Origin of the sequence: Hyphomicrobium zavarzinii ATCC 27496 (assembly GCF_000383415.1) — a bacterium.
Taxonomy (GTDB): domain Bacteria; phylum Pseudomonadota; class Alphaproteobacteria; order Rhizobiales; family Hyphomicrobiaceae; genus Hyphomicrobium_C; species Hyphomicrobium_C zavarzinii.
In genome coordinates this window covers 554,537-579,853 of the sequence record NZ_KB911255.1, presented here as the reverse complement: position 1 = coordinate 579,853, position 25,317 = coordinate 554,537, and the positions used below count along the sequence as shown (strand labels likewise).

General features: G+C 59.6%; 24 protein-coding genes, 1 tRNA gene and 1 pseudogene. 13 read left to right on the top strand and 13 right to left on the bottom strand.

What is annotated here, in order from left to right; genetic code table 11:
- Positions 1 to 155 precede the first annotated feature (155 nt).
- The gene (locus F812_RS25195; RefSeq protein WP_020084414.1) at positions 156 to 1,088 is read left to right on the top strand and encodes a leucyl/phenylalanyl-tRNA--protein transferase; all 933 of its coding nucleotides are present in this window, start codon (positions 156 to 158) and stop codon (positions 1,086 to 1,088) included.
- 6 nt (positions 1,089 to 1,094) lie between these two features.
- Here F812_RS25195 and F812_RS0102685 read toward each other — a convergent pair whose 3' ends face one another.
- From F812_RS0102685 to guaB, 5 genes are all read right to left on the bottom strand, one after another.
- On the bottom strand, positions 1,095 to 1,559 hold the full coding sequence (locus F812_RS0102685; protein ID WP_020084413.1) for a TspO/MBR family protein: 465 nt from the start codon (positions 1,557 to 1,559) through the stop codon (positions 1,095 to 1,097).
- 6 nt (positions 1,560 to 1,565) lie between these two features.
- Positions 1,566 to 3,506: a methyltransferase domain-containing protein gene (locus tag F812_RS0102680; protein ID WP_020084412.1), complete on the bottom strand. Its 1,941-nt coding sequence runs from the start codon at positions 3,504 to 3,506 to the stop codon at positions 1,566 to 1,568.
- Between the two features lie 210 nt (positions 3,507 to 3,716).
- Entirely contained in the window at positions 3,717 to 5,012 is a 1,296-nt protein-coding gene (locus F812_RS0102675) for an RsmB/NOP family class I SAM-dependent RNA methyltransferase (protein ID WP_026867796.1), read from the bottom strand.
- A gap of 32 nt (positions 5,013 to 5,044) precedes the next feature.
- Positions 5,045 to 5,479: an MAPEG family protein gene (locus F812_RS0102670; RefSeq protein ID WP_020084410.1), complete on the bottom strand. Its 435-nt coding sequence runs from the start codon at positions 5,477 to 5,479 to the stop codon at positions 5,045 to 5,047.
- Positions 5,480 to 5,509: 30 nt separating this feature from the next.
- Positions 5,510 to 7,009 (bottom strand): IMP dehydrogenase, encoded by a 1,500-nt coding sequence (guaB, locus tag F812_RS0102665; protein ID WP_020665350.1) that lies wholly within the window; start codon positions 7,007 to 7,009, stop codon positions 5,510 to 5,512.
- Between the two features lie 307 nt (positions 7,010 to 7,316).
- On the opposite strand from guaB, the gene pqqA reads away from it, so the two are divergent.
- Positions 7,317 to 7,406 (top strand): pyrroloquinoline quinone precursor peptide PqqA, encoded by a 90-nt coding sequence (pqqA, locus tag F812_RS22295; protein WP_020084408.1) that lies wholly within the window; start codon positions 7,317 to 7,319, stop codon positions 7,404 to 7,406.
- Positions 7,407 to 7,531: 125 nt separating this feature from the next.
- Here the strand turns inward: pqqA and F812_RS0102655 are convergent, their stop codons facing one another.
- Complete coding sequence (locus F812_RS0102655) at positions 7,532 to 8,263, bottom strand: RlmE family RNA methyltransferase (RefSeq protein WP_020084407.1); 732 nt, start codon at positions 8,261 to 8,263, stop codon at positions 7,532 to 7,534.
- Between the two features lie 11 nt (positions 8,264 to 8,274).
- A complete protein-coding gene (locus tag F812_RS22290; RefSeq protein ID WP_342446737.1) occupies positions 8,275 to 9,321 on the bottom strand; it encodes a Ppx/GppA phosphatase family protein in 1,047 nt (348 codons plus the stop codon).
- Positions 9,322 to 9,802: 481 nt separating this feature from the next.
- On the opposite strand from F812_RS22290, the gene F812_RS0102645 reads away from it, so the two are divergent.
- A complete protein-coding gene (locus F812_RS0102645) occupies positions 9,803 to 10,510 on the top strand; it encodes a M15 family metallopeptidase (protein WP_245257607.1) in 708 nt (235 codons plus the stop codon).
- A gap of 247 nt (positions 10,511 to 10,757) precedes the next feature.
- Positions 10,758 to 10,831 (top strand) — tRNA-Gln (locus F812_RS0102640).
- 91 nt (positions 10,832 to 10,922) lie between these two features.
- Here the strand turns inward: F812_RS0102640 and F812_RS0102635 are convergent.
- The gene (locus F812_RS0102635) at positions 10,923 to 11,870 is read right to left on the bottom strand and encodes a hypothetical protein (protein ID WP_026867795.1); all 948 of its coding nucleotides are present in this window, start codon (positions 11,868 to 11,870) and stop codon (positions 10,923 to 10,925) included.
- Positions 11,871 to 12,683: 813 nt separating this feature from the next.
- On the opposite strand from F812_RS0102635, the gene F812_RS0102630 reads away from it, so the two are divergent.
- Entirely contained in the window at positions 12,684 to 12,887 is a 204-nt protein-coding gene (locus F812_RS0102630; protein ID WP_020084403.1) for a hypothetical protein, read from the top strand.
- A 125-nt stretch (positions 12,888 to 13,012) separates the two neighbouring features.
- Positions 13,013 to 13,213, top strand: coding sequence for a hypothetical protein (locus F812_RS26310; protein WP_156827186.1), 201 nt, complete (start codon positions 13,013 to 13,015; stop codon positions 13,211 to 13,213).
- Positions 13,214 to 13,291: 78 nt separating this feature from the next.
- On the opposite strand, the gene F812_RS0102625 is transcribed toward F812_RS26310, so the two are convergent.
- Positions 13,292 to 14,536, bottom strand: coding sequence for a hypothetical protein (locus F812_RS0102625; protein ID WP_156827185.1), 1,245 nt, complete (start codon positions 14,534 to 14,536; stop codon positions 13,292 to 13,294).
- 162 nt (positions 14,537 to 14,698) lie between these two features.
- On the opposite strand from F812_RS0102625, the gene F812_RS0102620 reads away from it, so the two are divergent.
- From F812_RS0102620 to F812_RS0102610, 3 genes are all read left to right on the top strand, one after another.
- A complete protein-coding gene (locus F812_RS0102620) occupies positions 14,699 to 15,328 on the top strand; it encodes a hypothetical protein (RefSeq protein WP_026867794.1) in 630 nt (209 codons plus the stop codon).
- A 246-nt stretch (positions 15,329 to 15,574) separates the two neighbouring features.
- The gene (locus tag F812_RS0102615; RefSeq protein WP_020084400.1) at positions 15,575 to 16,255 is read left to right on the top strand and encodes a hypothetical protein; all 681 of its coding nucleotides are present in this window, start codon (positions 15,575 to 15,577) and stop codon (positions 16,253 to 16,255) included.
- Positions 16,256 to 16,619: 364 nt separating this feature from the next.
- Positions 16,620 to 17,888 (top strand): DNA-methyltransferase, encoded by a 1,269-nt coding sequence (locus tag F812_RS0102610; RefSeq protein ID WP_051113742.1) that lies wholly within the window; start codon positions 16,620 to 16,622, stop codon positions 17,886 to 17,888.
- Here F812_RS0102610 and F812_RS26305 read toward each other — a convergent pair.
- Positions 17,874 to 19,091: a hypothetical protein gene (locus F812_RS26305; RefSeq protein WP_156827184.1), complete on the bottom strand. Its 1,218-nt coding sequence runs from the start codon at positions 19,089 to 19,091 to the stop codon at positions 17,874 to 17,876. The two genes, F812_RS0102610 and F812_RS26305, sit on opposite strands and share 15 nt — an antisense overlap.
- A gap of 2 nt (positions 19,092 to 19,093) precedes the next feature.
- Positions 19,094 to 20,758, bottom strand: a complete 1,665-nt coding sequence (locus tag F812_RS0102600; protein ID WP_020084397.1) for an AAA family ATPase — start codon at positions 20,756 to 20,758, stop codon at positions 19,094 to 19,096.
- A gap of 431 nt (positions 20,759 to 21,189) precedes the next feature.
- On the opposite strand from F812_RS0102600, the gene F812_RS0102595 reads away from it, so the two are divergent.
- The 4 genes from F812_RS0102595 to F812_RS25880 all read left to right on the top strand — a co-directional run bounded on the left by F812_RS0102595 (position 21,190) and on the right by F812_RS25880 (position 23,805).
- Positions 21,190 to 21,816 (top strand): recombinase family protein, encoded by a 627-nt coding sequence (locus tag F812_RS0102595; protein ID WP_020084396.1) that lies wholly within the window; start codon positions 21,190 to 21,192, stop codon positions 21,814 to 21,816.
- Positions 21,817 to 21,838: 22 nt separating this feature from the next.
- Entirely contained in the window at positions 21,839 to 22,135 is a 297-nt protein-coding gene (locus F812_RS0102590) for a nucleotidyltransferase family protein (RefSeq protein ID WP_020084395.1), read from the top strand.
- A 36-nt stretch (positions 22,136 to 22,171) separates the two neighbouring features.
- Positions 22,172 to 22,498 carry a HepT-like ribonuclease domain-containing protein gene (locus F812_RS22285; RefSeq protein ID WP_156827183.1) on the top strand — a complete coding sequence of 109 codons (327 nt, stop codon included), beginning with the start codon at positions 22,172 to 22,174 and terminating at the stop codon, positions 22,496 to 22,498.
- A gap of 155 nt (positions 22,499 to 22,653) precedes the next feature.
- Positions 22,654 to 23,805, top strand: a complete 1,152-nt coding sequence (locus F812_RS25880; RefSeq protein ID WP_083929036.1) for a Fic family protein — start codon at positions 22,654 to 22,656, stop codon at positions 23,803 to 23,805.
- Positions 23,806 to 23,936: 131 nt separating this feature from the next.
- Here the strand turns inward: F812_RS25880 and F812_RS26910 are convergent, their stop codons facing one another.
- Together F812_RS26910 and F812_RS27250 are read right to left on the bottom strand one after the other, a co-directional pair.
- On the bottom strand, positions 23,937 to 24,665 hold the full coding sequence (locus F812_RS26910) for a tyrosine-type recombinase/integrase (protein ID WP_245257606.1): 729 nt from the start codon (positions 24,663 to 24,665) through the stop codon (positions 23,937 to 23,939).
- Positions 24,666 to 24,703: 38 nt separating this feature from the next.
- Positions 24,704 to 25,150 (bottom strand): annotated as a pseudogene (locus F812_RS27250) (integrase arm-type DNA-binding domain-containing protein); the annotation flags it as partial.
- Positions 25,151 to 25,317 lie beyond the last annotated feature (167 nt).

Below are 25,317 nucleotides of genomic sequence, written 5' to 3'. Positions count from 1 at the left end.
ATCCCGCTGCCGACGCGCATTCACCTCTTGCTAACCAAAAAAGAGCGAACGCCGAACGCGAGCCCGCACACGGCCTCTCTCTTGCGAGGAAACGTAACTACTTAGGGATTGTCCCAGTAGTATACGGACCGAACCGGCAGAAACGAAAACCACACATGAACGCCGAAGACACCACGCCGCGCGAGACCTGGAGCAAATGGATCCACCGCTGGATTCTGGGGCTCGCCTATGCCGCTCGTCCCGGACGCATCGGAGACCTGCCGTCGCTGATCTGGCATTCGGCCCTCGACATCGCGCGCGGCGGCACTGTGGTGCCGGATGCCTCCCGCACGGCGTCACGGCCCGACACCTTCGCAGGCATCTGCCGCGACATCTCTGCCCTCACCATGATCGAAGCCGCCCGCAAAGGCTTCTTTGCCTGGGCGCATTGCGGTCCCCTCAAATGGTGGACACGCGAGAAGCGCATGGCGCTGGTCTTCAACGAGCACAAGCTTGAGAAGCGCTGCCTGCGCGAGATGAAGAAGAACGCCTATCGCGTCAGCTTCGACACCGCTTTCGAAACGGTGGTGCGCGAGTGCGCAGCGCCCCGCGCTTACAATTGGCACACGCTGACCTGGATTACGCCGCTGATGCAGCGCCTCTACCGGGACCTGCACCGGCTTGGCTACGCTCATTCGTTCGAGATCTGGAATGCGGACGGCAAGCTCGTCGGCGGCGGCTTCGGCATATCGATCGGCCGCGTGTTCCTCTCCGACTCCCTGTTCAGCCGCGAGCGCGACGTCTCGAAGATGGTAAGCTCGGCGCTCTACTACCATCTTGCCAAGTGGGGCTACGTGCTCTGCGATGGCCGCGACTACACACCCATGCAGGACGCCATGGGATATCGCGAGATCTCGCGCGCGGACTATGAAGCGATCCTCGCCAAGCACGCCCACACGGGCGGCCGCCAGGGCCGCTGGGTGGCGGAAGCCGACCTCGCGACCGTAGCGCAATGGGTCTCCGCGAACAAGCGGCCGGCCATTGCCGGCACGCCCGGCAAGACGTCCGTGCACGAGACTGCAACGGCGGAAGCTTCCCGCGCGGCGTAGCTAGTCTTAGGCGGGCTGACCGGGATTGAGCTGCCAGATGGCGATATTGAGCGCGGTCGCGTAGCTCACCCACACGAGATAGGGCACGAACAAAAGGCTCGCGAGCCGGTTCGTCTTCCACGTCAGCGAGATGAAGATGACGATGGAGACCAGGAGCGCCACGATATTGGCGGCCGCGAGCGCGATCTGGTGCTCCTTGAACATCAGCACCGACCAGGCCGCGTTGATCTGGAGCGAGATCACCCAGACGATCAGCGCCTGCCGAAAGCCTTCCTTCTCGAACACCAGCCACCCGGCCACGGCGATCATGATGTAGAGCACCGTCCACACCGGCGGGAACAGCCAGTTCGGCGGCGTCCAGTCCGGTTTCACCAGCGCTTCGTACCAGGCGCCCGGAAGGTAGGTCATGCCGGTGAGCGCCGCAGCTGCCACCAACGCGAGAAAGATCAGAAGGGTGAGGAACGGTCTCATGAAGGATTACTGCGCGGCCTCTGCGGGTTGGGTCTGTGGCTTGGCCACAATATTCAATCTTTCGACGGCCGCTTGAAGAATCTGGGCCAGCAGCTCTGGATAGCGCATTCCCTGGAAGCCGGCCATGATGTTGAGCTTCCCGTCCCAGCACCAGCCGGGATTGGGATTCACCTCCAGCAGCTTGAGCTCGCCCTTGCTGTCCGCCCGGAAATCGAAGCGCGCATAGTCACGGCAGCCGAGCCGCTCGAACAGGCGCGTCGAGTGCTCGACGAGCTGCTGCTGGGCAAGCTCCGAGAGTGAGGCCTCCTGATAGCGGATCTGCGTCCAGTAGGGACTCTCAGGCTCCCACTTGCTCTCGTAGCCGAGGATCTTGGGAAGGTTCGGATCGAGCTTCGAGTAATCGACCTCGAGGATCGGCAGCGCCCTGAGCCCCTGGTCAGGATTGCCGATCAGGCCGACGGAGTATTCGGCCCCCGTCAGAAATTCCTGCACCAGCACCGACCGCTTGGGAAACTCCGCTCTCAGCCGCTCGAGATAATCGAGCAGGGCCTTCTCGTTGCTCACTACCGCATCCATCGTGATGCCCTGGGAGCTGTCGCCCGTGTTAGGCTTCAAGAGCGCGGGGAACACCGAGGGCAGCGTGGCCCCCTGGTCTCCGGGGCGCACGTAGGTTTCGAGCGGAACCGGCACATCGAGCGTCATGGCAACGGCCCGCACGAGGCCCTTGTCGTAGCAGGCCGCGAGCGCGGCCGGCGCGCCACCGGTATAGGGAAGCCCCAACGCATCCAGCATCGCCGGAACGTGCAGCTCCTTGAAGGGATCGTTGTTGAACCCCTCGTCGCAGAGATTGAAGACGAGATCGGTCCTGAGATCCGCGAGATCGCGATCGAGCGTCGCATGATTGTCGAGATAGCGGAACTTGTACGTCGTAAGCTCCGCGAGCGCATCCTTGAGACGGCGGACCGTCTCCATGTCCTCGTCCTGGAACGCGCCGCCGCGCTTCACCTGATCGGGAAGGCGGGGATCGCCGAGCAGAACCGTGACGTCGAGCTGCTGCAGCTTGCCGCGCGGCTTGCGCGCCGGAAGCTGAGGCGCATCCGCCGAGAGCAGCAGCCGCCGCGCCATCATGCCGAGATCCTGGTCGCGATCGGATACGGATTCCGCGCTGCCGTGATAGCGGATGTTCCGGAACCCGCAGCGCTCGAGAAGCTTGCCGATGCTCTCCTTCGTATAGAGGCGTTCGGCATAGAACTGATCCGCGATCACGCCGATCTCGTCGTGCACGATCACCTCGCGCGAGATGAGGCGTTCCCGGTCCGCCGACAGCGAGCGCTCGCGGCAGACGAAGTGATGCTCATCGATCCACTCCCACGAGCGGCGATCGAAATGATCGGCCATGTATGCGCCGTCGGTGATGTCGAGCACGATCTGTCCCGAAGGACGCAGCAGCTTGCCGACGGTAGTGAGAACCTTCTCGTCGTCCTGCTTGTTCGAGAAATAGCCGAACGAGTTGCCCATGATGGCAACGCAGTCGAAGCTGCTCTCGGGAAGCCGCGGATTGCGCGCATCGCCTTCCTTGAAGACGACCTGCAGACCCTCTGTCTGCGCTCGCTTCTTGGCGAGGCGGATGAGATAGCGCGACCGGTCGACGCCGGAGACGTTCTTGAACCCGCGCCGCGCAAGCTCGAGGCAATGCCGGCCCTGCCCGCAGCACAGATCGAGGATCGCGCTGTGCGGCTGGATTGCTGCCGTCGAGACGATGAAATCCACCTCGCGGCGGGTGTTCTCGTTGTTCTCGACGACGTCACCGTCGGTTTTCACGTAGAGCGCATTGAAAAGCTTGCGCCACCACTCTGCTGGCAGATGCTGCTCGAGATCCGCAACGGGTCCGAGACAGGAGCGCGGCGAGGGGCGCTTCGGCTTCTTCGCCTTCGGCACGGGGGCCATGATGGACGATCGTCCTCGCGAGCAGTTCGAGCCTGAAGCCGGTCAACTCATGGGGCGAGAAAAAGTTCAGGCAATATCTGAACTCTCGTCGCCACGGCTCGCGGCGGGCGCGCGAAGACCGCTCGGCGCCTTCGCAGCGCGCGCAACTTAGTCAAGGATTGTGACAAAGCAAGCGGCATGTTTGCGCCGTCCCCCGCTGCGATGGGGGAGTTAGCGGGCCCGCTTGAAGCTTGCGACAAAGAAGCCGTCCGTGCCGTGCGACGCCGGGGTGAGCAGCAGGGTTTCCGCCGATCCATCGGCGGACGCCGGGGGCTCCCCGCCGATGGTGGACCGCCAGACATCGCCGTAAGGCAGGATCTCGAACCCCTCGGACCGACTGAGGAACCAGGCAACCTGATCGACATTTTCCTGAGGCAACACAGAGCATGTAACGTAGACGAGCCGCCCGCCTGGCTTCACGAGCCCCGAGGCGAGCGACAGCACCTCCCGCTGCTCCTCGATGCGCGTTGCCAGCGCCTCCGGCTTGAGCCGCCACTTCGCATCCGGCTTGCGCCGCCAGGTTCCAGAACCCGAGCATGGCGCATCCACGAGCACCACGTCGAAACGCGGCCCCAGCGCTTCGAGTGCGTCCTTGTCCCCGCCATCCAGCACCTGGACGTTCCGGGCGCCCGCCCTTTGCAGCCTTTCGAAAATCGGCCGGAGCTGACCTTTGTCACTGTCGTAGGCGTAGATCTGGCCGCTGTTCTGCATGGCCGCCGCGAGCGCCAGCGTCTTGCCGCCAGCCCCTGCACAAAGATCGAGCACCTGCTGGCGGGGCGCCGCGCCGGTGAGCGCCGCCGCGATCTGGCTGCCCTCGTCCTGCACCTCGAACCATCCCTTACCATGGGCCGCTTCCGCTTCGACGTGCGGGCTGCGCGCGGGGCCTTCCGGCGCCGGAATGCGGACGCCGTAGGGCGCGAGCCACGTGGGCGACACATCGAGCTTCACAAGCGCCGTGACGACCTTGTCACGCGCGGCCTTGAGCGTATTCGCCCTGAGATCGATGGGCGCCCGCTCGGCCATCGCCCGCCCTTCCGCGATCACCCTGTCTCCGAACGCGCGCTCGAAAAAGGGCAGGATCCAATCGGGAATGTCAGCGGCGACGTTGGGAGCGGCGTCGGCTGGAACACCGGCTTCGAGACGGGCACGCTCTTCGTCGCTCAAAGGCGCCGGAGCATGGGGACCGCTGTCGCAGGCCGAAGCGACGTCCGCAGGGGAAAGGCCGAGAGCCTTCGGGGCTGCAGCGAGCGCGAGCGCACGCGGCGCGGCGCTGCCCATTTGCGCCTCGAGCGAGAGCCGCCGCCGGAGCACGTCATAAACCAGCGTGCCGATCGCCGCCCGGTCTCCCGAGCCCGCGAAGCGGTGACGCTTGCCCCAATCCTGAAGCGCGGTCGCCGCCGGCTGGTGACGCGAGAAAATATCCTCGAGCACCTCGGCCGCGGCTTGGATGCGGGCACCCGGTCTCACGAACGTCGATCCTTAGATTGGCGCCGGCGCGCTCACGCGCCGCCGGCAGAGAAGAACAGAATGCGGATGGCGAACAGCACCCACATGACGAAGAGCGTGAGCGAGGCGAACAGATAGCCATAGAAGCGGTAAGGCTGCTTGTTCGCCGTCGTGTGGATGTAGGCGTGATAGAGGCGCGCCAGCACGAACACCCAGGCGAGAACGACGAAGACGAGATTCACCTGGCTCGTGATCATCAGAAATGCGACCACGGCATAGAACAGGATAGGCGTCTCGAGCTGGTTGTGAAACGCGTTGGAAACCTGCGTCGCCCGCGCCGGCCATTTTGGCTGCCTGAGCGAGATGTCTCCGAACGTCACCTCGCCGCGCTTCACCGCGCCCACGCGCTCCTTGCGCATCCATCCCTGAAGAAAGAACGTCAGGAACACCTGCACGAACACCGGATAGAGAATGGCGGTCTGGCTCATGACAGGACCCGTTCGGACTGCGGCTTCGGCTTAAACGCTGCCGGGATAGTTCGGGCTCTCGCGGGTGATGAGAACGCCGTGAGGATGGCTCTCGCGCATGCTGGCCGGAGAGATGCGGATGAAGTTCGCGTTCTTCCGCAGATCCGCGAGCGTCTTGGCTCCCGTGTAGCCCATGCCCGCGCGCAGACCGCCGACGAGCTGGTTCAGCACCGCATCCACCGGCCCCTTGTAGGGCACCTGCCCCTCGATGCCTTCCGGAACCAGCTTGAGCTGATCTTTCACTTCCTGCTGGAAGTAGCGGTCGGCCGAGCCGCGGGCCATGGCGCCCAGCGAGCCCATGCCGCGATACGCCTTGTAGGTGCGTCCCTGGTAGAGATAGGTCTCGCCCGGCGCCTCGTCGGTACCGGCCAGAAGCGAGCCCACCATCACGCAATCGGCACCAGCCGCCAGCGCCTTCACGATGTCGCCGGAGAACCGGATGCCGCCGTCGGCGATCACCGGCACGTCGTGCTTGTGAGCTTCCGCGGCGCAATTCATCACCGCCGTGAGCTGCGGCACGCCCACACCGGCCACGATACGCGTGGTGCAGATCGAGCCCGGCCCGATGCCGACCTTCACCGAATCCGCACCCGCTTCGATCAGCGCACGCGTCGCCTCGGCGGTCGCGACGTTACCCGCCACCACCTGCACCGAGTTCGAGATCTTCTTGATGCGCGTCACGGCGTCGAGCACGCTGCGCGAATGGCCATGCGCCGTGTCCACCACGATGAGATCGCATCCGGCCTCAAGCAGCTTCTCCGTCCGCTCCCAGCCGTCGTTGCCGACCGTCGTCGCCGCGGCGACGCGCAGGCGGCCCTCCGGGTCCTTGCACGCGTTCGGATGCTTCTGCGCCTTCTCGATGTCCTTCACGGTGATCAGGCCGACGCAATGATAGCTGTCGTCCACCACCAGGAGCTTCTCGATGCGGTTCTGGTGCAAGAGGCGCTTCGCCTCTTCGCGGCTCACGTCGCGCTTGACGGTAATGAGCCGCTCCTTGGTCATCAGCTCCGCTACGGGCTGCTTGAGGTTGGTCGCGAAACGAACGTCGCGGTTGGTGAGAATGCCGACGAGACGCCCCTTGGTCTCGCCCTTCTTAGGCGCCTCGACCACCGGGATGCCCGAGATCGAGTGGCCGGCCATCAACTTCAACGCTTCGTCGAGCGTGGCCGTGGGCTGAATGGTGACGGGATTGAGAACGATACCGGATTCGTACTTCTTCACCGAGGCCGCGTGGCGGCCTTGCTCGTCGGGCGTGAGGTTGCGGTGCAACACGCCGATGCCGCCTTCCTGAGCCATGGCGATGGCGAGGCGGCTTTCGGTGACCGTGTCCATGGCCGAGGACAGGATCGGAATATTGAGCGAGATGGTGCGCGTAACCCGGCTTGCGACGTTGACCTGGCTCGGCAGGACTTCCGAGGCGGCCGGGACCAGAAGCACATCATCAAATGTCAGTGCCAGACCCAAATCGCTATCGATTGGGCGGTTAGCCATGGCTCTCTCCTTGGGCGGGTTTGACAAAGGCGGCCGCTGAACGGAGCGGCCAGGCTCGAATGTCGGATGCCCTATAGCATCGGTCGATGGAGAGGGGAAGGGACCCTCCCTGCGGCCGAGCGGCTCGCCAGAGGACGGGCCGAGAGCGGCAGCGGGAAATCCCGATTGTTCGGTTCACCAATTCTCTCGCAACTGCACATTAGCATCGCTTATGGCGAACATTGAAAATTCAATTAGACCTCGGGCGCTTATCGCGTTAGGAAGACCGGGCTAAAGTGCTCTAGAGCGTTTTAAGGAGGAAACAAAAATGAAGATTTGGTCCAAGCCCGCCGTGCGCGAGCAGGAAGTCGGCCTCGAGGTCACGAGCTACCTCCCGGCGGAGATCGACATCATCTAATTGATGATGAAGACTGGCTCGCGCACTGGCGAGCCGATAAGGCACGGCGGTCGAGCAAGCGGCCGCCGTTGCTATTTTCAGGCCCCCGCAAACAAGGCTTTGCGCGCGAATCAGAGGGCCCGGAATCAGCCCTTGAAGCCCGTAGCCAGCACATAGAGTTCCGCACTGTCCGAGCGGCTCGCTGGCGGCTTCACATGACGCACCGTCGTGAAGCGCTGCTTCAGAAGATCGAGCAGATCGCGTTCCGTGCCCCCCTGGAACACCTTGCAGAGAAACGCCCCGCCCGGCGCAAGCACATCGCACGCAAAGTGCGCGGCCGCCTCCGCGAGCATCATGATCCTGAGGTGATCGGTCTTGGCGTGCCCCACCGTCGGCGCCGCCATGTCGGACAGCACCACGTCGGCCGCGCCGTCTCTCATTTTGCTCTTGAGCCAGCCTTCCGCGCGCTCGTCCATGAAATCGAGCGTCGCCGACTCGACACCCGCCAGCGGCTCCATGTCGAGAATGTCGATGGCAATCACCTGCCCGCGACCGTCGATGGACTTGGTGCGTTCAGCCGCGATCTGGCTCCAGCCGCCGGGCGCAGCGCCAAGGTCCACCACCCGGCCGCCAGGCTTCAGGAAGTGATACTTGTCGTCGATCTCGATGATCTTGTACGCCGCGCGCGAGCGGTATCCGGCGCGCTTCGCGGCCGACACGTAGGGGTCGTTGAGCTGACGCTCGAGCCAGCGCTGAGAGGAGGCCGTGCGGCTGCGCGCCGTCCTGAGGCGCACGTTGAGATCGCGCTGCCCGCCAGCCGAACCGATCGCACTCGAGGTGCCCTTGCCGCCGGACCCTCGCCCCGATTTTCCCTTCATCCGCATAGAGATCAACCTGACCGTTGGCGGCGCCGGCGACGGCCCGCGCGATAAACGCCGTCCTCGCTCATCAGCGTCGCAAGAATACCTTCGCGCAACCCCCGATCGGCAACACGCAGCCGCTCGGCCGGCCATTGCCGCAGGATCGCTTCCAGAATGGCGCAACCCGCGAGAACGAGGTCCGCCCGCTCGTGTCCAATGCACGGCTCCGCCACTCGCTCGTCGTAGGAGCGCGCGAGCAACGCATATGTCACAGACTGGATCTGGTCGATGGAGAGCCAGCACCCGTCCACGCGCGCGCGGTCGTAGCGCTTGAGCCCGAGGTGGATGCCCGCGACCGTGGTCACGGTGCCGGACGTGCCGAGCAGGTGCACGTTGCGGTCCCGCGACAGCTCGCGAAAGCCGTGCAGCGCCTCGAACGGATGCACGAGCTCGGTGACATACCGCACCATGTCCTCGAAGCTCTCGGGCGTGACGTGATGGCCGCCGAAGCGCTCGGCGAGCGTGACCACGCCGACCGGCAGCGAGGTCCAGGCCCGGATGCCCGGTTTCACGCCCGGCCGCTTCACACCGTCCTGGCCTCCCTCTCGCGCACCCCGCGAGAGGTCGAGCCAGATCAGCTCCGACGAGCCCCCGCCGATATCGAATACGAGCACATAGTCGGCCCTGTAGTCGATCAGCGAGGCGCAGCCGGATACGGCGAGACTCGCCTCCGTCTCGCGGTCCAGAACCTCGATCTTGAGGCCGACCTCGTCTTCCACCTGACGCAGGAAATCGTGTCCATTGCTGGCGATGCGGCAGGCCTCCGTGGCCACGCAGCGGGCGCGTTCCACGTCGTTGCGCGCGAGCTTCGAGGCGCAGATCTTGAGCGCCTCGATCGTGCGCCGCATGGCAGCGTCCGACAGGCGCCCCGTCTGCGACACACCTTCACCGAGCCGGATGATCCGCGAGAACGCGTCGACCACACGAAACCCGCGCCGCGAAGGCCGCGCCAGCAGGAGGCGGCAGTTGTTGGTCCCGAGATCCAGCGCGCCATACACATGACCACGCTCACTCACGGCAGGATGCCTGCCGCGGACGTTATGGTGTATTCCGTTGAATGGCGCCTTGGCGGCGCCCGCCTCCCCGGAGGCATGTCGCGGATCGCGAGGGGGAGCGCTGGCGCGCTCGTCATCCGTCAGTTCCGGCACGTCTTTTTCCCCAGTGCCTGGTTCCGGGGATCCGAACGGCGTTGCCGCGGGCTCACCCTCTCTTCAGGCCAAGTTCTGGCTGCATCTGGCAGGAGTGTAGCAGGAGACGGCTCAGCGTAAAGTAAAAGCGCGTGCGTGGTATACAACGGCGGTTGGCAAATTTGCGGTTGCCTCCGCGCGCTCCAGCCCTATCGCCTGCTACAAGGCGGTGTTTCTTCCGTTTGCGACTGACCCGCTTCGATAGTCGGTGCCCATGCTGCGACCCTGCCTTGCCCTCCTCCTAGCCTGCATGCTTCCCGCCGGCGCCCATCCCGAATCCGGGCCGCGCCCAGCCACCCCCAAAAGCGACATGGCCGGACTGGTGGCGGCCTATCCCGGCGTTCTCGAAAAGCTCGACGGCAACACCCTCGTCTGGCGGGATGGCACGCGTATGCCGGTCGATGACGGCAAGGGTGAAAAGCCGTTCGCAGCCTGGCTCGCCGACCCGGACATCGAGGACATGCTGCGCCTCCCCTATCCCGCTGGCGCACCGGCCACCCCGCCCGCTCCCGAGAGCGATCCCGGGCGCGCACGCAACGCCGCATTCTTCGAGAAAATGTATGGCGACTGCCGGAAGGGCGGGGTGAAATCACGCCTGACGACGATCACCTGGCTCCCGGCGAAAGCGCGACAGAAGCTGCAGATCACCACGGTCAACAGCGTCTCCGCCCGCCTCGAAGCGGTGTCTAAAGAGCTCGACGCGCTTCCGGCCGAATTCGACAAGTATCTGATCCCGGCTGCCGGCACCTACAATTGCCGCGTCATTGCCGGCACGGACCGCGTCTCGGCCCATGGGTTCGCCATCGCCATCGATATCGCCGTGGCGCAAAGCGACTACTGGCGGTGGTCCAAGGGGAGCGCGCAAGCCGCCTACCGCAACCGCATCCCGTTGGAGATCGTCCAGATCTTCGAGAAGCACGGGTTCATCTGGGGTGGCCGCTGGTATCACTTCGACACCATGCACTTCGAGTACCGCCCCGAGTTGCTGCCACCCCTCGCGCCGCTCCCCTCCCGCTGACGCGCCGGCCACCCTTGTGCGACAAACCCGCAATTCGCGTGGCAGTCCGCCGCGCCCCGGCCGCCCCTTGTTGCCCAAGCCCCGGAAAAATAAGGGTCTGAAGCAAAACGGCGCTTCCGGCGTTCTTGCGCGACCCGGAATGAGCTGTTATACGGCCCCACTCGACGCGCCGGACCGTGATCGCGCCAGCCCTACCAGCCTGACGCAGGGATCGCCGTCCACCTGACGCACGTCGCGATCCCGGCTTTGGGGGATCGTCTAATGGTAGGACTGCAGACTCTGACTCTGCCTGTCTAGGTTCGAATCCTAGTCCCCCAGCCAATAAAATCAATAACTTACGCAGTATTCAGTTTTGAGTAAATCGGTCTGGCTCACTCCGGGCTCACCGATTTCATCATGACGATTTCCTGGCCTACCGCTTGGCGGAAGCAAGATCCAACTCCATCTGTCGCTGGAGACCATGATGATAGTGGTACCGGCGCGTTTTGTTTCGCCCGATCCCTCTCACCTCCTCCTGCCATTTGACCAGCCCACCCGCCCGCACCATGTCGTCCAAGGCGTTGCGACAGGCTTTACGGAAGTTCGCGCGCTCCATGGACGTCATCTCCATGACGTTCTTGCCGGTGAGATAACCCAGAGTAACCTCGTCGACGAAGGAGTTGTTGTTCATCCCGTCGATGTAGGGCCAGAAGGACTTCGCGTAATCGGACGAAAGCGAGAACTGGACGTCGGCGTTGAGACTCACAAGGCGCGCCTTCATCATGGCTTCGACTGTCCAGTCCCCGTAGGTCACCGTCACCACATCATCGAGGCCCACACCGGTCCATGACACGTCATGGAGAATGTTGCCCATGGCGCCCTTGCCTTTGGGCAGACGCCCAGCTTGAAACTCTTCCAAAATGAGTTCTGCATCCCCTTCGTACGCAGTGATGACGACCTGCTTGATCTCCTCGAAGGTGAAGACCAGGGTTGCAACGTTGTTGGTGTGCTCTGACACTCCCATGAGGCGGATTAACTCCCGCCAAGTTGCTGACGAGGCAAACCCCCTGCGTCTCCAGGTACTTTCTGGATCGACAATAAAGGTTTCCTTCTTATCGAGCCGAAAAACGGCGTAGAGCGCATCTCGGTGCTGACTGCCGAGTTCTCGGCCGGAGACTTGGATGACCGAATGGCCTGGAACGATGTAAAGCCGCTTGAACTTGCTGTCGGTGATCAGCCCTTGCCGCTTTGGCGCAAATGCGGCCGTGCGCGTGAGACGAGCAGGAACCTTTGCAGGATTGCGGCGGCCACGACGTGCTGAGATGCGCTTGAGTCGCTTCGACTCAACAGGCGAAAGTGTCGGTCCGTACGCTGTGCTCATTTATGGCGAGTAAATCACGTAATTGGGAACCACGCCACCAAACGCCGGAACCGCGACACCAAAAGAAGCTTAAATTGCAGGCACGGCAAAACGAAAATTCAAAGACTTGGAGGGCCCACCCCTAATAGTGCAAGTGACTGCGGGGACTTTACGCGAAGGTGTGTGACGAGATTGCGCGTGCGCGTGGGGAGGTATGCTCGTCCCTGTGGATAAGTCGCTCCGACGAGCGTAATGGCGCTACCAGAATCCGTAGTGGCCCTACCAGATTTCGTAATGGCGTTACCAGAAATCGTAACAGCCCCACCAGAAATGCAATGCAAATATTTGATTTGATTCACTGTTGGCGTCCACAGACTTATTAGAGACTAGAATAAGAATAGATTAAGACCTAAAGGGACGAGACAGCCTTGTGGACAACTCATCAGAAATTGACCGCAAGTTGAGACCCTTAAAATTGCGTTCGCGGAAGACCGCTCACAAACCGCAATCCGTCCGCCGCTTACGCTCTGGACGGAAACCTTCGCTTCGAGACAGGATCGTGCGGGACGAAAAGCCTGCATGACAAAGAATGGGTCGAGAAGCGGAAACGCCCGCCTTGTATACATATACCGCAGGTATCCTGAGGCTATCTCCTCACATCACGACGAAGCCAAGATCACGGATTTGAACCAAGTTCGCTCAACTGAATGGAGTAATGTTTGTGCAGCAAAAAAAAGCAACGCGGCGCCACTTGCGAAACCGACTTGCCGCCCCAGACCTTGAGTGCAGACCAATCTGCAAACGTTTGGCACTCAACCCAATGGAGTGAAAGTCATGGCCGAAGGAAAGAAGCCCGTCTATGTCGCAAACGTCGTCGCCAAGCGCGACGGCAAGGAGTTCTGGACTCGCGTGGGTTCGGTCTTCGAGAACGGCAACGAGGCTCACCCGTTCACGCTGCTGCTCAATCCCGGCGTCTCGGTCGGCGAGAAGATCGTCTTCTCGATCCCGAAGGCTAAGGAGGAGGCGGAAGCCGCCTGACATCTCAAAGCTCTTCGGAGCGCGTCCCCGTCAGCAATGGCGGGGATTTTTTTCGTGCTCTCACTGGCAGAGCGTGAATTCCGCCCCAGACTTCAAGCCCAACCCCCTCACGTTTGGAGTCTGCCATGCAGAAACACTCTTGCCCGCCGCCATCCCCGCGTGCGCGTCGTATCCTGCGCCAGATTGGCAAGCGGCCCGCCACTTGGGACAAGCTCGCTTACACGCGGGCCTATACCCTCCAGCACGGTATGCGGGCCGCCAAGCTCACGGCGGTGATCGATTGCATCAAGTACATTCGCCGGGACGGTCCATTGCCTCTACCTTGAACTCCAGCCCCTCGAATGGAGGGGCTTTTTTGTGTGCAGTCAGAATTCTGGGGCGCGACCACGCATCATCTGGGCTTGTTAATCCAAGTCGCCCTTGATGCCCTTCGGCAGCATACGCCAGCGTCCGCGTCCAACGGGTATCTTGCGCTCGATCATCACACGATCCGGATCTCGCAACTGGCTGGGAGACGGCCGCCAACTCGATGGCGCTGCCTTGTCGCCGCCTGACATCCTTTTGAGTTCCTTCAGCAGTCTGTCAGTCTGCTCGGGCGTCATTCTGTCGGTCTCGTCCTTCTTCTTTTCGTGTCCGGGCCTGAAACGATCCCACAGGCTCTTCAATAGCCCGCTGCTTCCTTCGGGTGGCCGCCCCGCCAGATGAAACAGTCCCTCCTCCTTCTGGTCTTCGGGCAACTCCCAGAGCGCCGCCTCAAGTGTCGTCAGCTCCGGCTTCAGCTCGCCAGCGACGACGAACCGTTGCCGCTCCGTAAGAAATAGCGGCGCAGCACGCCGATGGAGCTTGTCGTTCGACAGAAAGACCTCACAGAACGGCAGATAGTAGAGGTAGGCCATATCCGTGCGATTGCTCGGCCGATCGGGTGAGATCAACCCCTTGTCGATCGCGATGTAGAAGAACAGATCGACCAGGAAGCAATGCGCCACGTAGGGCGCATAGTCGGTCAATGCTGGATAACCATGTGACTTCCAGCGCTGCTCGACATAGCGAAACATCTCCTTCGGCAAGCCAAGGACAAAATACGCCGTCTTGAGGAGTTCAAAGCGTGGCGTGGTGGCCATCACCTGTCGGGCCATCGCAAAGGCGTCGGCTTCGTTCTTCGGCATGGCGGTCACGCCAAGGGCCCCCTTGATCACCTTGGCACTGCCGGACAGGTCCATGTCCAGAAGCGCTTGCCGCCACCCTGCAACAAACATCCGCTCGACGTCCATAAACCGGCCGTCCTGCCATCGGTTGAACGCCTCCATTTCCGGCTGGGCGTCGAATACCATGGAGACCTTGCCGGCATGCTTTACGGCTCGCCCGCCACCGACCGACGGTCGACCATCCATGCCGACCGGGCGGCCGAGCAGCTCATGCAGGCACATCGTCGTGTGTACGACATTGGGGTAAGTGTGCAGCACCGGCGTCTTGCGGGCCATGTCAGCAACCACCTTGGCGTGGTCGCGTCCGCTGGTTTCTTTCTTCTGAAGGTCAGCAAGAACCTCGACCAGATAGATCGGGCACAGGTTGGTCATGAAGAGGCAGTCAAAGACGGCCGCCTCGTTCACGTTCAGCATCTCGATGGCAGACTTGTCGAACAGCACCATGGGTCCCATGGTCTATACTTGCTGGGCAATTGCGGCTTCTCGCCAGACGCAGCCCCAGCGTCCTGTGGACGGCTTTCGCCTCCGCAAAACAACAGGTTCACATCACGCAAGGAAACGCCTCTAAATCGACGACCCAGACGCTCTTCTGACATGGAGCCTTGCATGAGTGAGCCATCCCTCCGGCGCTACACCAGCCTGGTGGCTGCCATCCAGATCCTTCGGCAGCGAAAACTCACGCTGCTCAATCCCGAGCTATGGGACGACCGCAACGACGTCTACACCATGCGGAAGTATCAGGAAGCGGTGCAAGCCCGCTCCATCCTCGCACTGTGCTTCGCGCAGCAGTTTGAGACGTACCACCATTGGCGAGTGTTTTCGCAGGGGATGGACGGCGTGTGTTTGGAGTTCGACCGCGAACGCCTGATACAAGCATTCGCAGGCATCCCGCATGTGCGCCACGGTTCGGTCGAGTATTACGAGCTGCGCAAGCTCGGCAAAGCACCGCCGACCGTCAACGACCTGCCGTTCATCAAGCGGTTCCCCTATCAGGACGAGAAGGAGTTCCGGATCGTTTACGTCGACAACGAGCACCTACTCAGCTTCAAGGAGTTCGACGTCGACTTGGCGGCAATTGCACGCATCAACCTTAGCCCGTGGATGCCGAAGCCATTGTCGGACTCGGTCAAGGCAACCATCCGATCGATCCCGGGATGCAAGAGCATCAAGCTGAATCGTTCAACACTGGTCGAGAACGAGCAATGGAAGGGCTATGTCGACGGGATAGCATCCTGAGCCGCGCATCTATCGCCCGCCACCCTCCAATCTTACAGGTCGCAACGAGTGGGATGACCATATTCCCGGCGATGGCGTTGCGTAATTCTCTGGTCGCGGTCCCCAGGCGATGGTCATGAATGACGCGCCAGCAACAAATTCGACCCCCGCGTAAAACACGCTATCGCCGGCCGCTAGCCGTTCGGCGATAGGCTAAGGTCGGAGCACGCGGCGATTGATTCGGCATTCAGCGCGCGAGGGGCTCCAATGAACGATTTCCGATCGCACCTGTGGGATATATTCGTCTACATCGGCATCGGCGCCTTGATCCTGATGCTCGTCGGCATCCAGGATTTGCTGCATAGCACTAGGCATCTTAATGCCGTGTTGGAGGCGGTTGAAAAGCTTTCGGCCGCGCTGGCAGTCATTATCGTCCCAGCAATTCTGATGTTGGCCGGCGCACTTGTTGAACCTCTCGCCAATGGTTTCGAGAAGATCGTCTTCTGGCTGCTGCGTAAGGCCGGCAGAGAAACCACGATGGCCCGCTCGGGAACGGCGCTGGAAACCTACATCCAGAAGCACTTTACAGACCAGATCCTTGGTGAAGGCGCCCGGCCTTACCCATTGTGTAAGGAGTACGTTGAAGCCAACGGCCTGAGCACGACGTTCATGCCGTTTCTTGCGAAGTTTGGCTTTTATCGGAGCGCAGCGTTCTGCTTCCTCGTCTATGCGATCGTTGAAGCTTGGCGGTTTACCGCATCACTCGATCCCGCTGCCGGGACGATCAACAACACGGCTCTTATGTCGGCAGTCGTAGCGATCGCCTTGGTGCTGATTTACCTGAACCGCGGTCGACAATTTCTGTCCTACCAAGCCCCGGCTGTGTACGCGGCCTTCCTCGGCCCGGTGCTGTCACGTCTGTTGGAGCATAACCCCAAGGATGAATGAGAGAGGGGGTGCATTACTTAGGACATATGATCCGGACCGCGAACTTAACAAACAGTGGTAGGCGCCTAGTGCAGATATCTGGTGCGTGTTCGCACGGCCTCTTAAATCATCTACGTGGCGTGGTCGGCGCGCGCCTCTTAGCTTAGATGCGGCCATAGATTAGTTGCTGAGCGCCACGGCGCTCTCGGTCGCCGTGAGCGAAGCCACTGGCTCCGATCGCAGTTGCTGATCGTGTTGCTCGTTGGTCCTACAAACAAGCAAACTTCACGCGCGTCCCGGTTTTCCTCCCTTCCTCACTAGCATACGAGAACAAACCGTGATTACATGATTCAATCCGATTCTTGCAGGCTTGGCACCACGTCGTATGAAGTCACGAACTCAGCTTGAAGGATGGCCGGACATCCATCCCCGCAGTTCGTTGGCGGGGTGGGAGCGTCCAGGCTCGAACGATGATCAGCTTTTTTCCGTTGACGAAGTAGCCCCAATCGTCGGGCTTCATCCGTCGTTTGTTCGCAGGGTTATTGGCTCGGCTAAGAGGGTCGGCTTTGATGACATCGAAAAATTACTTCTGATCGATGACGCGGCCGAGACCTTTGTGCCAAGAAGCAAGGTGGCAGCATACTTCAATAGGTTGGCATCTCTCAGGAGCGTCGAGCAACTCCGCCCGCATAGTATCCCGTTGAACCAAGTGATCTGTGGTGATGCGCACAAGCTCATATCTTCACTGGCCGACAAAAGTGTCGATTGCGTAGTGACGTCAACGCCTTATTGGGCTGTCCGTATCTATGGCACACCGAAGCAGGTCGAATGGGCTGACGGGGAGGTCTGTCCCTACGGCCACGAACAAACGCCTGAGGGCTTCATTCGCCACTCGGTCGAAATTCTCTATCTGCTGAAGCCCAAACTCGCGAACCTGGGTTCCATCTGGTGGAACATCGGAGATACTTTTAATACCCGCACCCAGATTAGGGGCAACGCGGCTGAAACACTTCGAGCCATGAAGGGCCTCGATCGTCGTCGCTGGACAGAACACAACTGCCGACGTTACAGCGCTGGACATGCCTATCTTGAGGACGGCGAACAAGCACTGATACCACAGCGTATCGCGGAGCGCGCCAGCAGGATCGGCTACCTTGTAAAATCCATGATCTCATGGAGCAAAGATGGCTCAATGCCTGAGCCAACCAATTCTCGCGTCACAAAATCTGTCGAGCACATCATCCACCTGACGAAGGTTCGGACTCCCTGCTTCGATAAAGAAGCATTCCGAACTACGCCGGCCATGCTTGGCGGTCGCAACCCACTTTTGGAACAAGACAAGGTCACAGATGTTTGGCACCTTCCGACCTCGTCAGGTGGTGATGGTCACGGTGCGCAATTCCCGTTGGCGCTTCCTGGGCGCTGCATCGCACTGTCCACGAAAGAGAACGGCTTAGTGCTTGATCCGTTTGCAGGGTCCGGGACGAGCGGTCTTGCTGCATTGAAGTTGAAGAGACAGTTCGTCGGTTTTGACGTGTCACAGGAATACGTCGATCTAGCCAACAAGAAGCTAGAGCAATCTCGGGAAACCAACAAACCGCCCGCCCGAAATACTCGACGCCAGAAGCCTGGAAAGGGCTCAGTAGGGAAGTGATATTGACGGCAGTTCGGATGCTGTAACAATCTCAACCGGACTAAGGCGCCCTGCTGCCTTGGTTCGCTTGATACCGTCCCAAACGACGAGAATAGCTAATGGGCTGTTTGGACCGACGGTCTCTCTGAAGTCAGCTAGATAACCTAACGTTTTGTACACACTATCCAGAATGTAGCGCTGATCTCTCGTGCGTTTAACCTCAATGATGATGCGTTGGATTTCGCCCGTCGGCCAAGTCACTCGTGCAGTGACGTCGGGTCGCCGCATTGAAGCGTCAAGATCGTACTCGCTGAAAATCGCCTTATATGCACTAGCTTTGCCCATTTCCTGCGGGACCGTCTGATAGAAAATTTCGACAGTCAGTCCGTCTTTCTCCAATGTGAATTTTGGGCGTTTTGGAGCAGTGTCGCCCCCGATCAAGAGTGCCTCATTTAACTCCCAGCCGTTTCGCAGATGAATCTCCACTAATACCAGCAGTGTCCAAACCTCAAAAAGGTCATCAAGATCCTCAGGAGCAAGTTGCTTTTGTCTCAGAAGATTGCGTAATAGGTTCTCATTCGCCAGTTCGACAATGTTGACGTACAGATCGTAAATTCGCACGGCAGCAAGTACATCGGGTCTCCTACTTTTGCGAAGCGGGCCGACTTCGCGTGCACTTAAACGATTACTGGGGCGAACACCTCTGCCTCGCAACGCTCCGGCGTTTCTTCGGGCAATATCGGTGCTGTTTAGCGTCTGCACACGGGCAATTTCAGGGATTTGATGACGATCTAGCCATTCGCCGTTCTCAACTATACGGCCCAAGAGAAAGGAGAAAAGTCTTGCCGCGCCTGTATCCGCGCTGCGTTCAATTGCGCGCGTAACAAAACGTGTAGGATCACTGCCCGACTGGGTACGCCTCGCGATAGTTCTCTGCCAATCTATCCGGCCACGTGGCGGCCCCGAACGGTCGTCAACCATGTGTTGCGTGGTAGATGGCATTGTCCGTATAAAATGCGGCAAATGCTCATCCAAGAAAGCTTTCAATTCATCAGTAAGTGCGAAGTTCAAACGGCGTAGCGTCTCGAAATCTCGCTTGGGAAGACAGGCAAACGCAGCAAGAACATCTGATGGGCGATAGGTAGCCGAAAATCGTTTGAGCAGGACCCAGCCGAGGCGAGAAACCCCATCTAAGACTTGCTCAAATTCATCGCTCGTCCACAATTTCAGAAGACTTCTTTGAACGTTGCAGATAACCGCGATTTTTCTGCCTCGCTTTGCAGCAGTTCCAAAATCTGCCCTTCAACTGAGGAAAGCGATTCCTGATCCAACCCATCGAGCTGCGGAAGGACATACGCTGTCACAGCATCGATAAATGATGCTTCTGCCGAAGCCGCCAGACTGCCGCCGAACGAGTGCTTCGTTCTCATGCTCATATAATCCACGAGGTCAGCCCAGATAGCCGGCCCTAGCGGGCGAACACTGTTAAGGACGGGAAGAAGTTTTCCGACGAGTTCAAGATCGGCTTGATCAAGTCCTCGACCCTCTATCCAAGCAATCAGCTCGTCCGGCGGAGGAATGCCGACATGCACAACTGCGAAACGACGAACGAACGCGGCAGATAACTGAAAAAGCAGGTTTCGATCGAACGTGTTCATGGTCGCGATAATCCGCCAATCCCGACCAACGGTATATCTTCCCGTCTCACCGGAAAAGCCGGACGCTGCGGAGTTCCGGTCGAATGCTAGCGTGACGTTTTTGCCGCCCTGTCGATAGGGCATAACGGCGTTATGGCCGGACAAAACCGTAAACAGCTGACCGAAAGCCTTGTCGACATCAGCTCGATTCAATTCGTCTATGACCAGCCACTTATTCTCACGAAGGGCCTGAACAAACAGTCCCTCTTGGAACACAAGCTTTGCTCCATCAACCGCAGGCATATACCCGCCAAGTGTGTCAAACGTGGTCCAGTCAGCAGTCGCCGTCGTGAACACGTGCCCATCTGATGCGGGAAACGAAAATTCGCTTGCATACTTCTCGCCAACTTCCGCAAGTCGGCCCGCCAAGGTCGATTTCCCAGTGCCAGGCGGCCCTGTGAGTATCAAGTGTTTTCCAGCGCGCAGCAGCGTCACAAGCTGGCGCAACAGCGCATCCGGTAGCAACAGGTCGCGCCGTAGATATTCAATTAGGTCTTCAGGAAGATCCTCTTCGATGCTTTCAGCCTCTGCCTCCACCACGGGCTTCGCTTCAAGAGGCGCAATTGTCAGAAGATGCTCAAGCAGTTGATCGCGATCGACTGGCACGTCAGCAAATGAGTGCCCCTGCGGCATCCCCACTCTGCCAAAAAACGCTGCAAACTCTTTGTCATCAAACTTGTATTCAGTCTTAAATCGATCGACTAACTTTTCGGGTGTCACGTCATCAGTCAAATCATCATATCTTAGTGCCCATGCAGCCAAAGCTTCTGCTGGGACCTTAAGCTGCTTCGATTTGGAACGACGCAGTTTCGTTTGCACTGCATCGACGTAGTTCTCTGTCAATTTTAGTATCATCCCATCGCGGTCGTGCTCGATGTGCACGATCGGACGCAGCGTGTTGCTGCGCTCAAGCGATGTATAAGTGCCGGAACGGGGATAACCCATATGCCGCCACTGCCAGACGAAGGGGTTGAAGAAGACATGGTCGGAATCGAGTGCAGAACCATTGCTGCTTACAATTCCCATCAGTCTTGTTGTCGAGTCGAGGGTTGTCTTTGTGCTGATTGTGATAGGGTTGGTATTGGTCAAACCTTCCCGCTTGACCACGAGAAAATCGACGAACAGGCCGTTGCAGGCCTCCTTAAGCTGATTTAAGGCCCACTTCTGGGTATCCAGGGCGACATATTTTGGCATGCGAATCGTTCCCAACGTCCGATCTTCATAGATCAGCCGAAGACCCGCAATACAAGGTGAGAACCGGTGGTGAGAGCGTCGGAACGCGAGCAAGTTGTTGAAGACTAAGGCGAAGCTCGTTGCTTGTAGGCGCCGACCCGGTTGGCAGTTCTAGAAATGTTGTCAGCAAGGGTCCCCTGTAACCAACACGTCCTGCCGTTGCACGAACGGTCATTCCTGCAACGTGTGGAACCGTGGAACGCGACGCGCGGAAATCTGGTCGCTAGTTACACCGCTCGCGTTGCAGAATGACGTTGCATTTTCATGATGCATGAACGGCATCGTTTGCCGATCTGCAACGCCCCGTCGGGCCATAGAGACGGCGATCGATTGTATTCATCGCGGCCGATCTACCATCGTGTCAGCATGCTCGCACGATGAAAGTATGAAACTTGAAGATCGGCTACGCCCGCGTATCTACGACCGACCAGAACCTGGATCTCCAGCTCGACGCCCTCCACGGCGCTGGCGTCGCCTCTGAGAACGTCTACACCGACAAGGCATCCGGCCAGAGCGACAGCCGCCTTGGTCTGGATAGTTGCCTGAAGGCGCTTCGCAAAGGCGATACCCTTGTCGTCTGGAAGCTCGACAGGCTAGGCCGCAACCTTCGCCACCTAATCAATACGGTTCGGGAACTGGAGGAACGCGGCGTCGGGTTCAAGGTGTTGACTGGCCAAGGCTCGAACATCGATACGGCAACGCCTGCGGGTAAGCTCACTTTTGGCATCTTTGCGGCTCTGGCCGAGTTCGAACGTTCCTTGATATCCGAACGCACTAAGGCGGGCCTCAAGTCTGCACGCGCTCGCGGTCGCCGGGGCGGCGCCAAGCCAAAACTCTCGCCCTACGCACTTGCCGGTGTGAACGCCAAGGCCGAACACGCAGCACTTGTTCGCGACAAAAACTTCTCACTGGCGAAAGCCGCCGAAGAGCTTGGGGTTCACCGTTCGACACTCTGGCGCTCTCGCCGCCGAGCCGAAGACGCACCACAACATCGCAAGAACGTTGAAAAAACCCTGTAATTACTGTATTAATTGATCACTTATGAGACGTGACCGCGCTATTGAGCTTATTAAAACCATCGAGCCTGCGATCAGGTCATTGGGCGCTGCTGCGCTCTATATTTTCGGCTCTACCGCGCGTGATGACGCGAAGCCAACCTCAGACATCGACATCTTCGTGGATCGTGACCCAACCAAGCATGTAGGCCTTATTGAGTTCTCCAATCTTGAGTTTCTGCTCGAAGAGACTTTGGGCACCGACGTCGACCTCTGCACCCGAAGCGCATTGCACCCCGCGCTCCGCGAGACCATCGAGAAAACTGCAATCAAAGTCTTCTAGTTCGTGATCCGGTCGCCCCTGCCCCGGCTACAGGACATGACAGAGGCCAGTGCTAACCTGATGCGGCTAGTCAAAGGACGGAAGCTTGAAGACTTGTCGACCGACTGGGCGTTGCGCATGGCCTGTCAGCACGGCGTTCTGATTGTCGCCGAAGCTGCTAACAACCTCCCGCCGGACCTCCTCGCCCGATACCCGGAGATACCCTGGAAAAGCATTATCAATATGGGGCATCGGCTTCGCCACGAGTACTTCAGAGTTGATCTGGACATTCTCTGGGATGTGCTGGTCAACCATCTGCCAGCACTGGACCGGACAGCTCGAAGGATAATTGCCGATCTCTCGCAGCCTGCGCTGCCGTTGTGACGCTGGCAGAATTGAGCAATGAGGATGACGCTAAATCATGCCGGCAATTGAACCGGCAATCCTCCCAACACTTCTGTTGCCAAGTACCTGATAATGAATAATAATAAGCGGCAACGAAAGCGGCAATACTGAGCCAACTTACTCCGTTCGAACCGATGATGCCCCAAGACCGGGGCTTTCGCATTGCCGAGAAGTCCATCGTTCTGGTCGAAGAAGCTTCCGCTCTTTGGAGCAGCGTCAATCCCGCACTTGGAAACGAGCTGGGTAATCTCGTGCGGTCGATGAATTGTTACTACTCGAACCTGATTGAGGGGCATCCGACCCACCCAGTCGATATCGAACGCGCGCTCTCCGGGGACTTTGCCGACAATCGGGAGGCGCGCAACCTTCAGCTCGAAGCAGTAGCCCATATTGCCGTGCAGGCCATGATCGATCACGGGCAGGCCCCTTCTCCCGTCATGTCGACTGAGTTTCTAAAATGGGCCCACTACGAGTTCTGCCGCCGATTACCTGAAGAGCTTCTTTGGGTCACAAACCCGGACACGCACGAGCGGCTTCCTGTCCTTCCAGGTGAGTTCCGAAAACACCACGTCCGAGTAGGCCATCATGTGGCTCCAGCGCCAGAGCAAATCGAACCGCTCTTGGATCGTTTCGTGAAGGCTTATGCGGATGATAAGATTTCAAGAGTTTACAGATGCGCTGCGGTAGCTGCCTCGCACCATCGCCTACTTTGGGTTCACCCCTTCCTGGACGGAAATGGTCGTGTGGCGCGCTTGTTCTCGCATGCGATGTTCCGCGAGTGGCAGATCGGCTCTCACCTTTGGTCAGTTTCGCGGGGATTGGGTCGAAACGCCGAGCACTACAAGGCGGCGCTCGCTTCGGCCGATGACCCAAGACGCGGTGACTATGACGGTCGAGGAAATCTAACTGACGAAGGACTGACGCGCTTCTGCGACTTTTTCCTGGATATCTGCATCGATCAGGTTCGCTTCATGCGCGATATGCTCCGCCCGCAAGAGCTAATGCTGCGGGTCCAGCTATGGTGTGAACATGAAGTTGCTGCCGGTCGTCTGCCGGCTCGTTCGTGGACGCTTCTTCGTGAAGCATTGCTACTCGGCTCTTTTGCCAGAGGCGATGCGCCGGCTGTGACGGGGCACAAAGAACGCCAAGCAAGGACAGTTCTGAACGCTTTGCTCGCCCGTGGTGTCCTGGTCTCTGACGGTCCACGAAGCCGTGTACGTGTAGGTTTTCCAACGGATGTCATTGAACGCTGGATACCGACGCTCTACCCAGCAGCAATATTGTGAGGTTCGAGTCCTGACCAAGGTACAAAACTGCTGGCCAAGCTAACCGCCGCCAGGCGATTGGAGGCGATTAGGGGCGATTAGAACAAATATTATCTCTATAATTTCAGAATGTTGCGTAATCGCCGAGGCGATTATCGGCTGCTAATTCCCTGCCTTGGAGGCTTCGCCCGGCGCTTGGCCGGCTTCGAAATGCCGTTCATCGCTGAGCTGATGGCGGCTCCCACCGTCCCGTTCAGTTCATGCAATCGCTTATCGACCAGATGCACGTAGCGGGCGGTCGTCTGCGGATCGGCATGGCCGAGCAGCCCGCCGATCATCGGCAATGAGGCGCCGGAATCGGCCGCCATGCTCGCAAACGAATGCCGTAGGTCATGGATGCGCACCCCGTCGAGCTTGGCGGTCTCGCAGACCAGGTACCAGGCTTTGTGGAGATTGGTTAGGTGGGTCCCGTGTACGTGACCGGTGATCACATACGGGTTCTCCTCGACCTTGGGGATCGTCTTCAACACAGCTAGCGCTTCATCGCTGAGCCGGATGATCTTCTCACCCGTCTTGCTATCCGGCAGGAAGAGGCTCTTCATATCCGCCCGGACGAAGCTCCATTGAAGTGTAAGGATCTCGTTGAGCCGCGCGCCCGTCAGCATCAGGAGCCGGATCGCATACGCGCTGGAAGCCGTGATCTTCCCCTCGCCTTCTAACGCAGTCACCGTAGCGGCAATGAGCGCATATTCCTGGCGCGTAAGGTAGCGCTCGTGCTTGCTGAGCCGGTACTTGGTAACCCGCAGACACGGATTAACTTCACGGTCATCGACGCCAGTGTCCTGCGCCCAGCTAAAAAGCTTGGACAGAACAGACAGCACGAAGTTCGCGCGGCCCGGCACCGAGGCCAGCTAGCGTGAAACTGTGCAACGTCGGCGCGGGTAATCTTGTGCAGCTGGCGCTTGCCGAGCCGAGGCACGATCACCTTGTCCAGGAGCCGTTGATACTCGGTCCTGGTGCGCGCCTTCAGCTTGGGCCCATGCTGCTCCATGAACAGCTTCTGCGCTTCCTCGAAAGTTAGCGCATCACGCTCGCGGCGCAGTCGCTCTGCCGGATCTCCTCCACCAGCCATCTCGATGAGAAGGTCGCTAGCTCTTTTGCGCGCGGTCTCGGCCGTCCAGGGCGAACCGTGGCGACCTATAGTGACCCACTGCTCTTGCCCTCGTACCTTCTTGTGTACGAAGTAGCTGCGCGAGGTGCCTCGCACCCTCACGCCGAACCCAACAAGCTCATTGTCCCGGAGGACATCCCCGGACTGAAGCCGCTCAACGGCGGTCTTGGTAATCCGTCCCGTAACAACGGCCATGCCGGCAGAACCCCGCACTGGATTTTCGCTCACTCTGGCTCACTCTTGGCTCACCGGTGGCCAGAAAGTGCCGAGTATAGCCGCGCGCCAGCGTCTGCTCAATATGTTGTTTTTCAATGGCTTTTCGCAAAGATGCGAAGAGGTGCGCAATGCCGAAAAGCTACTGG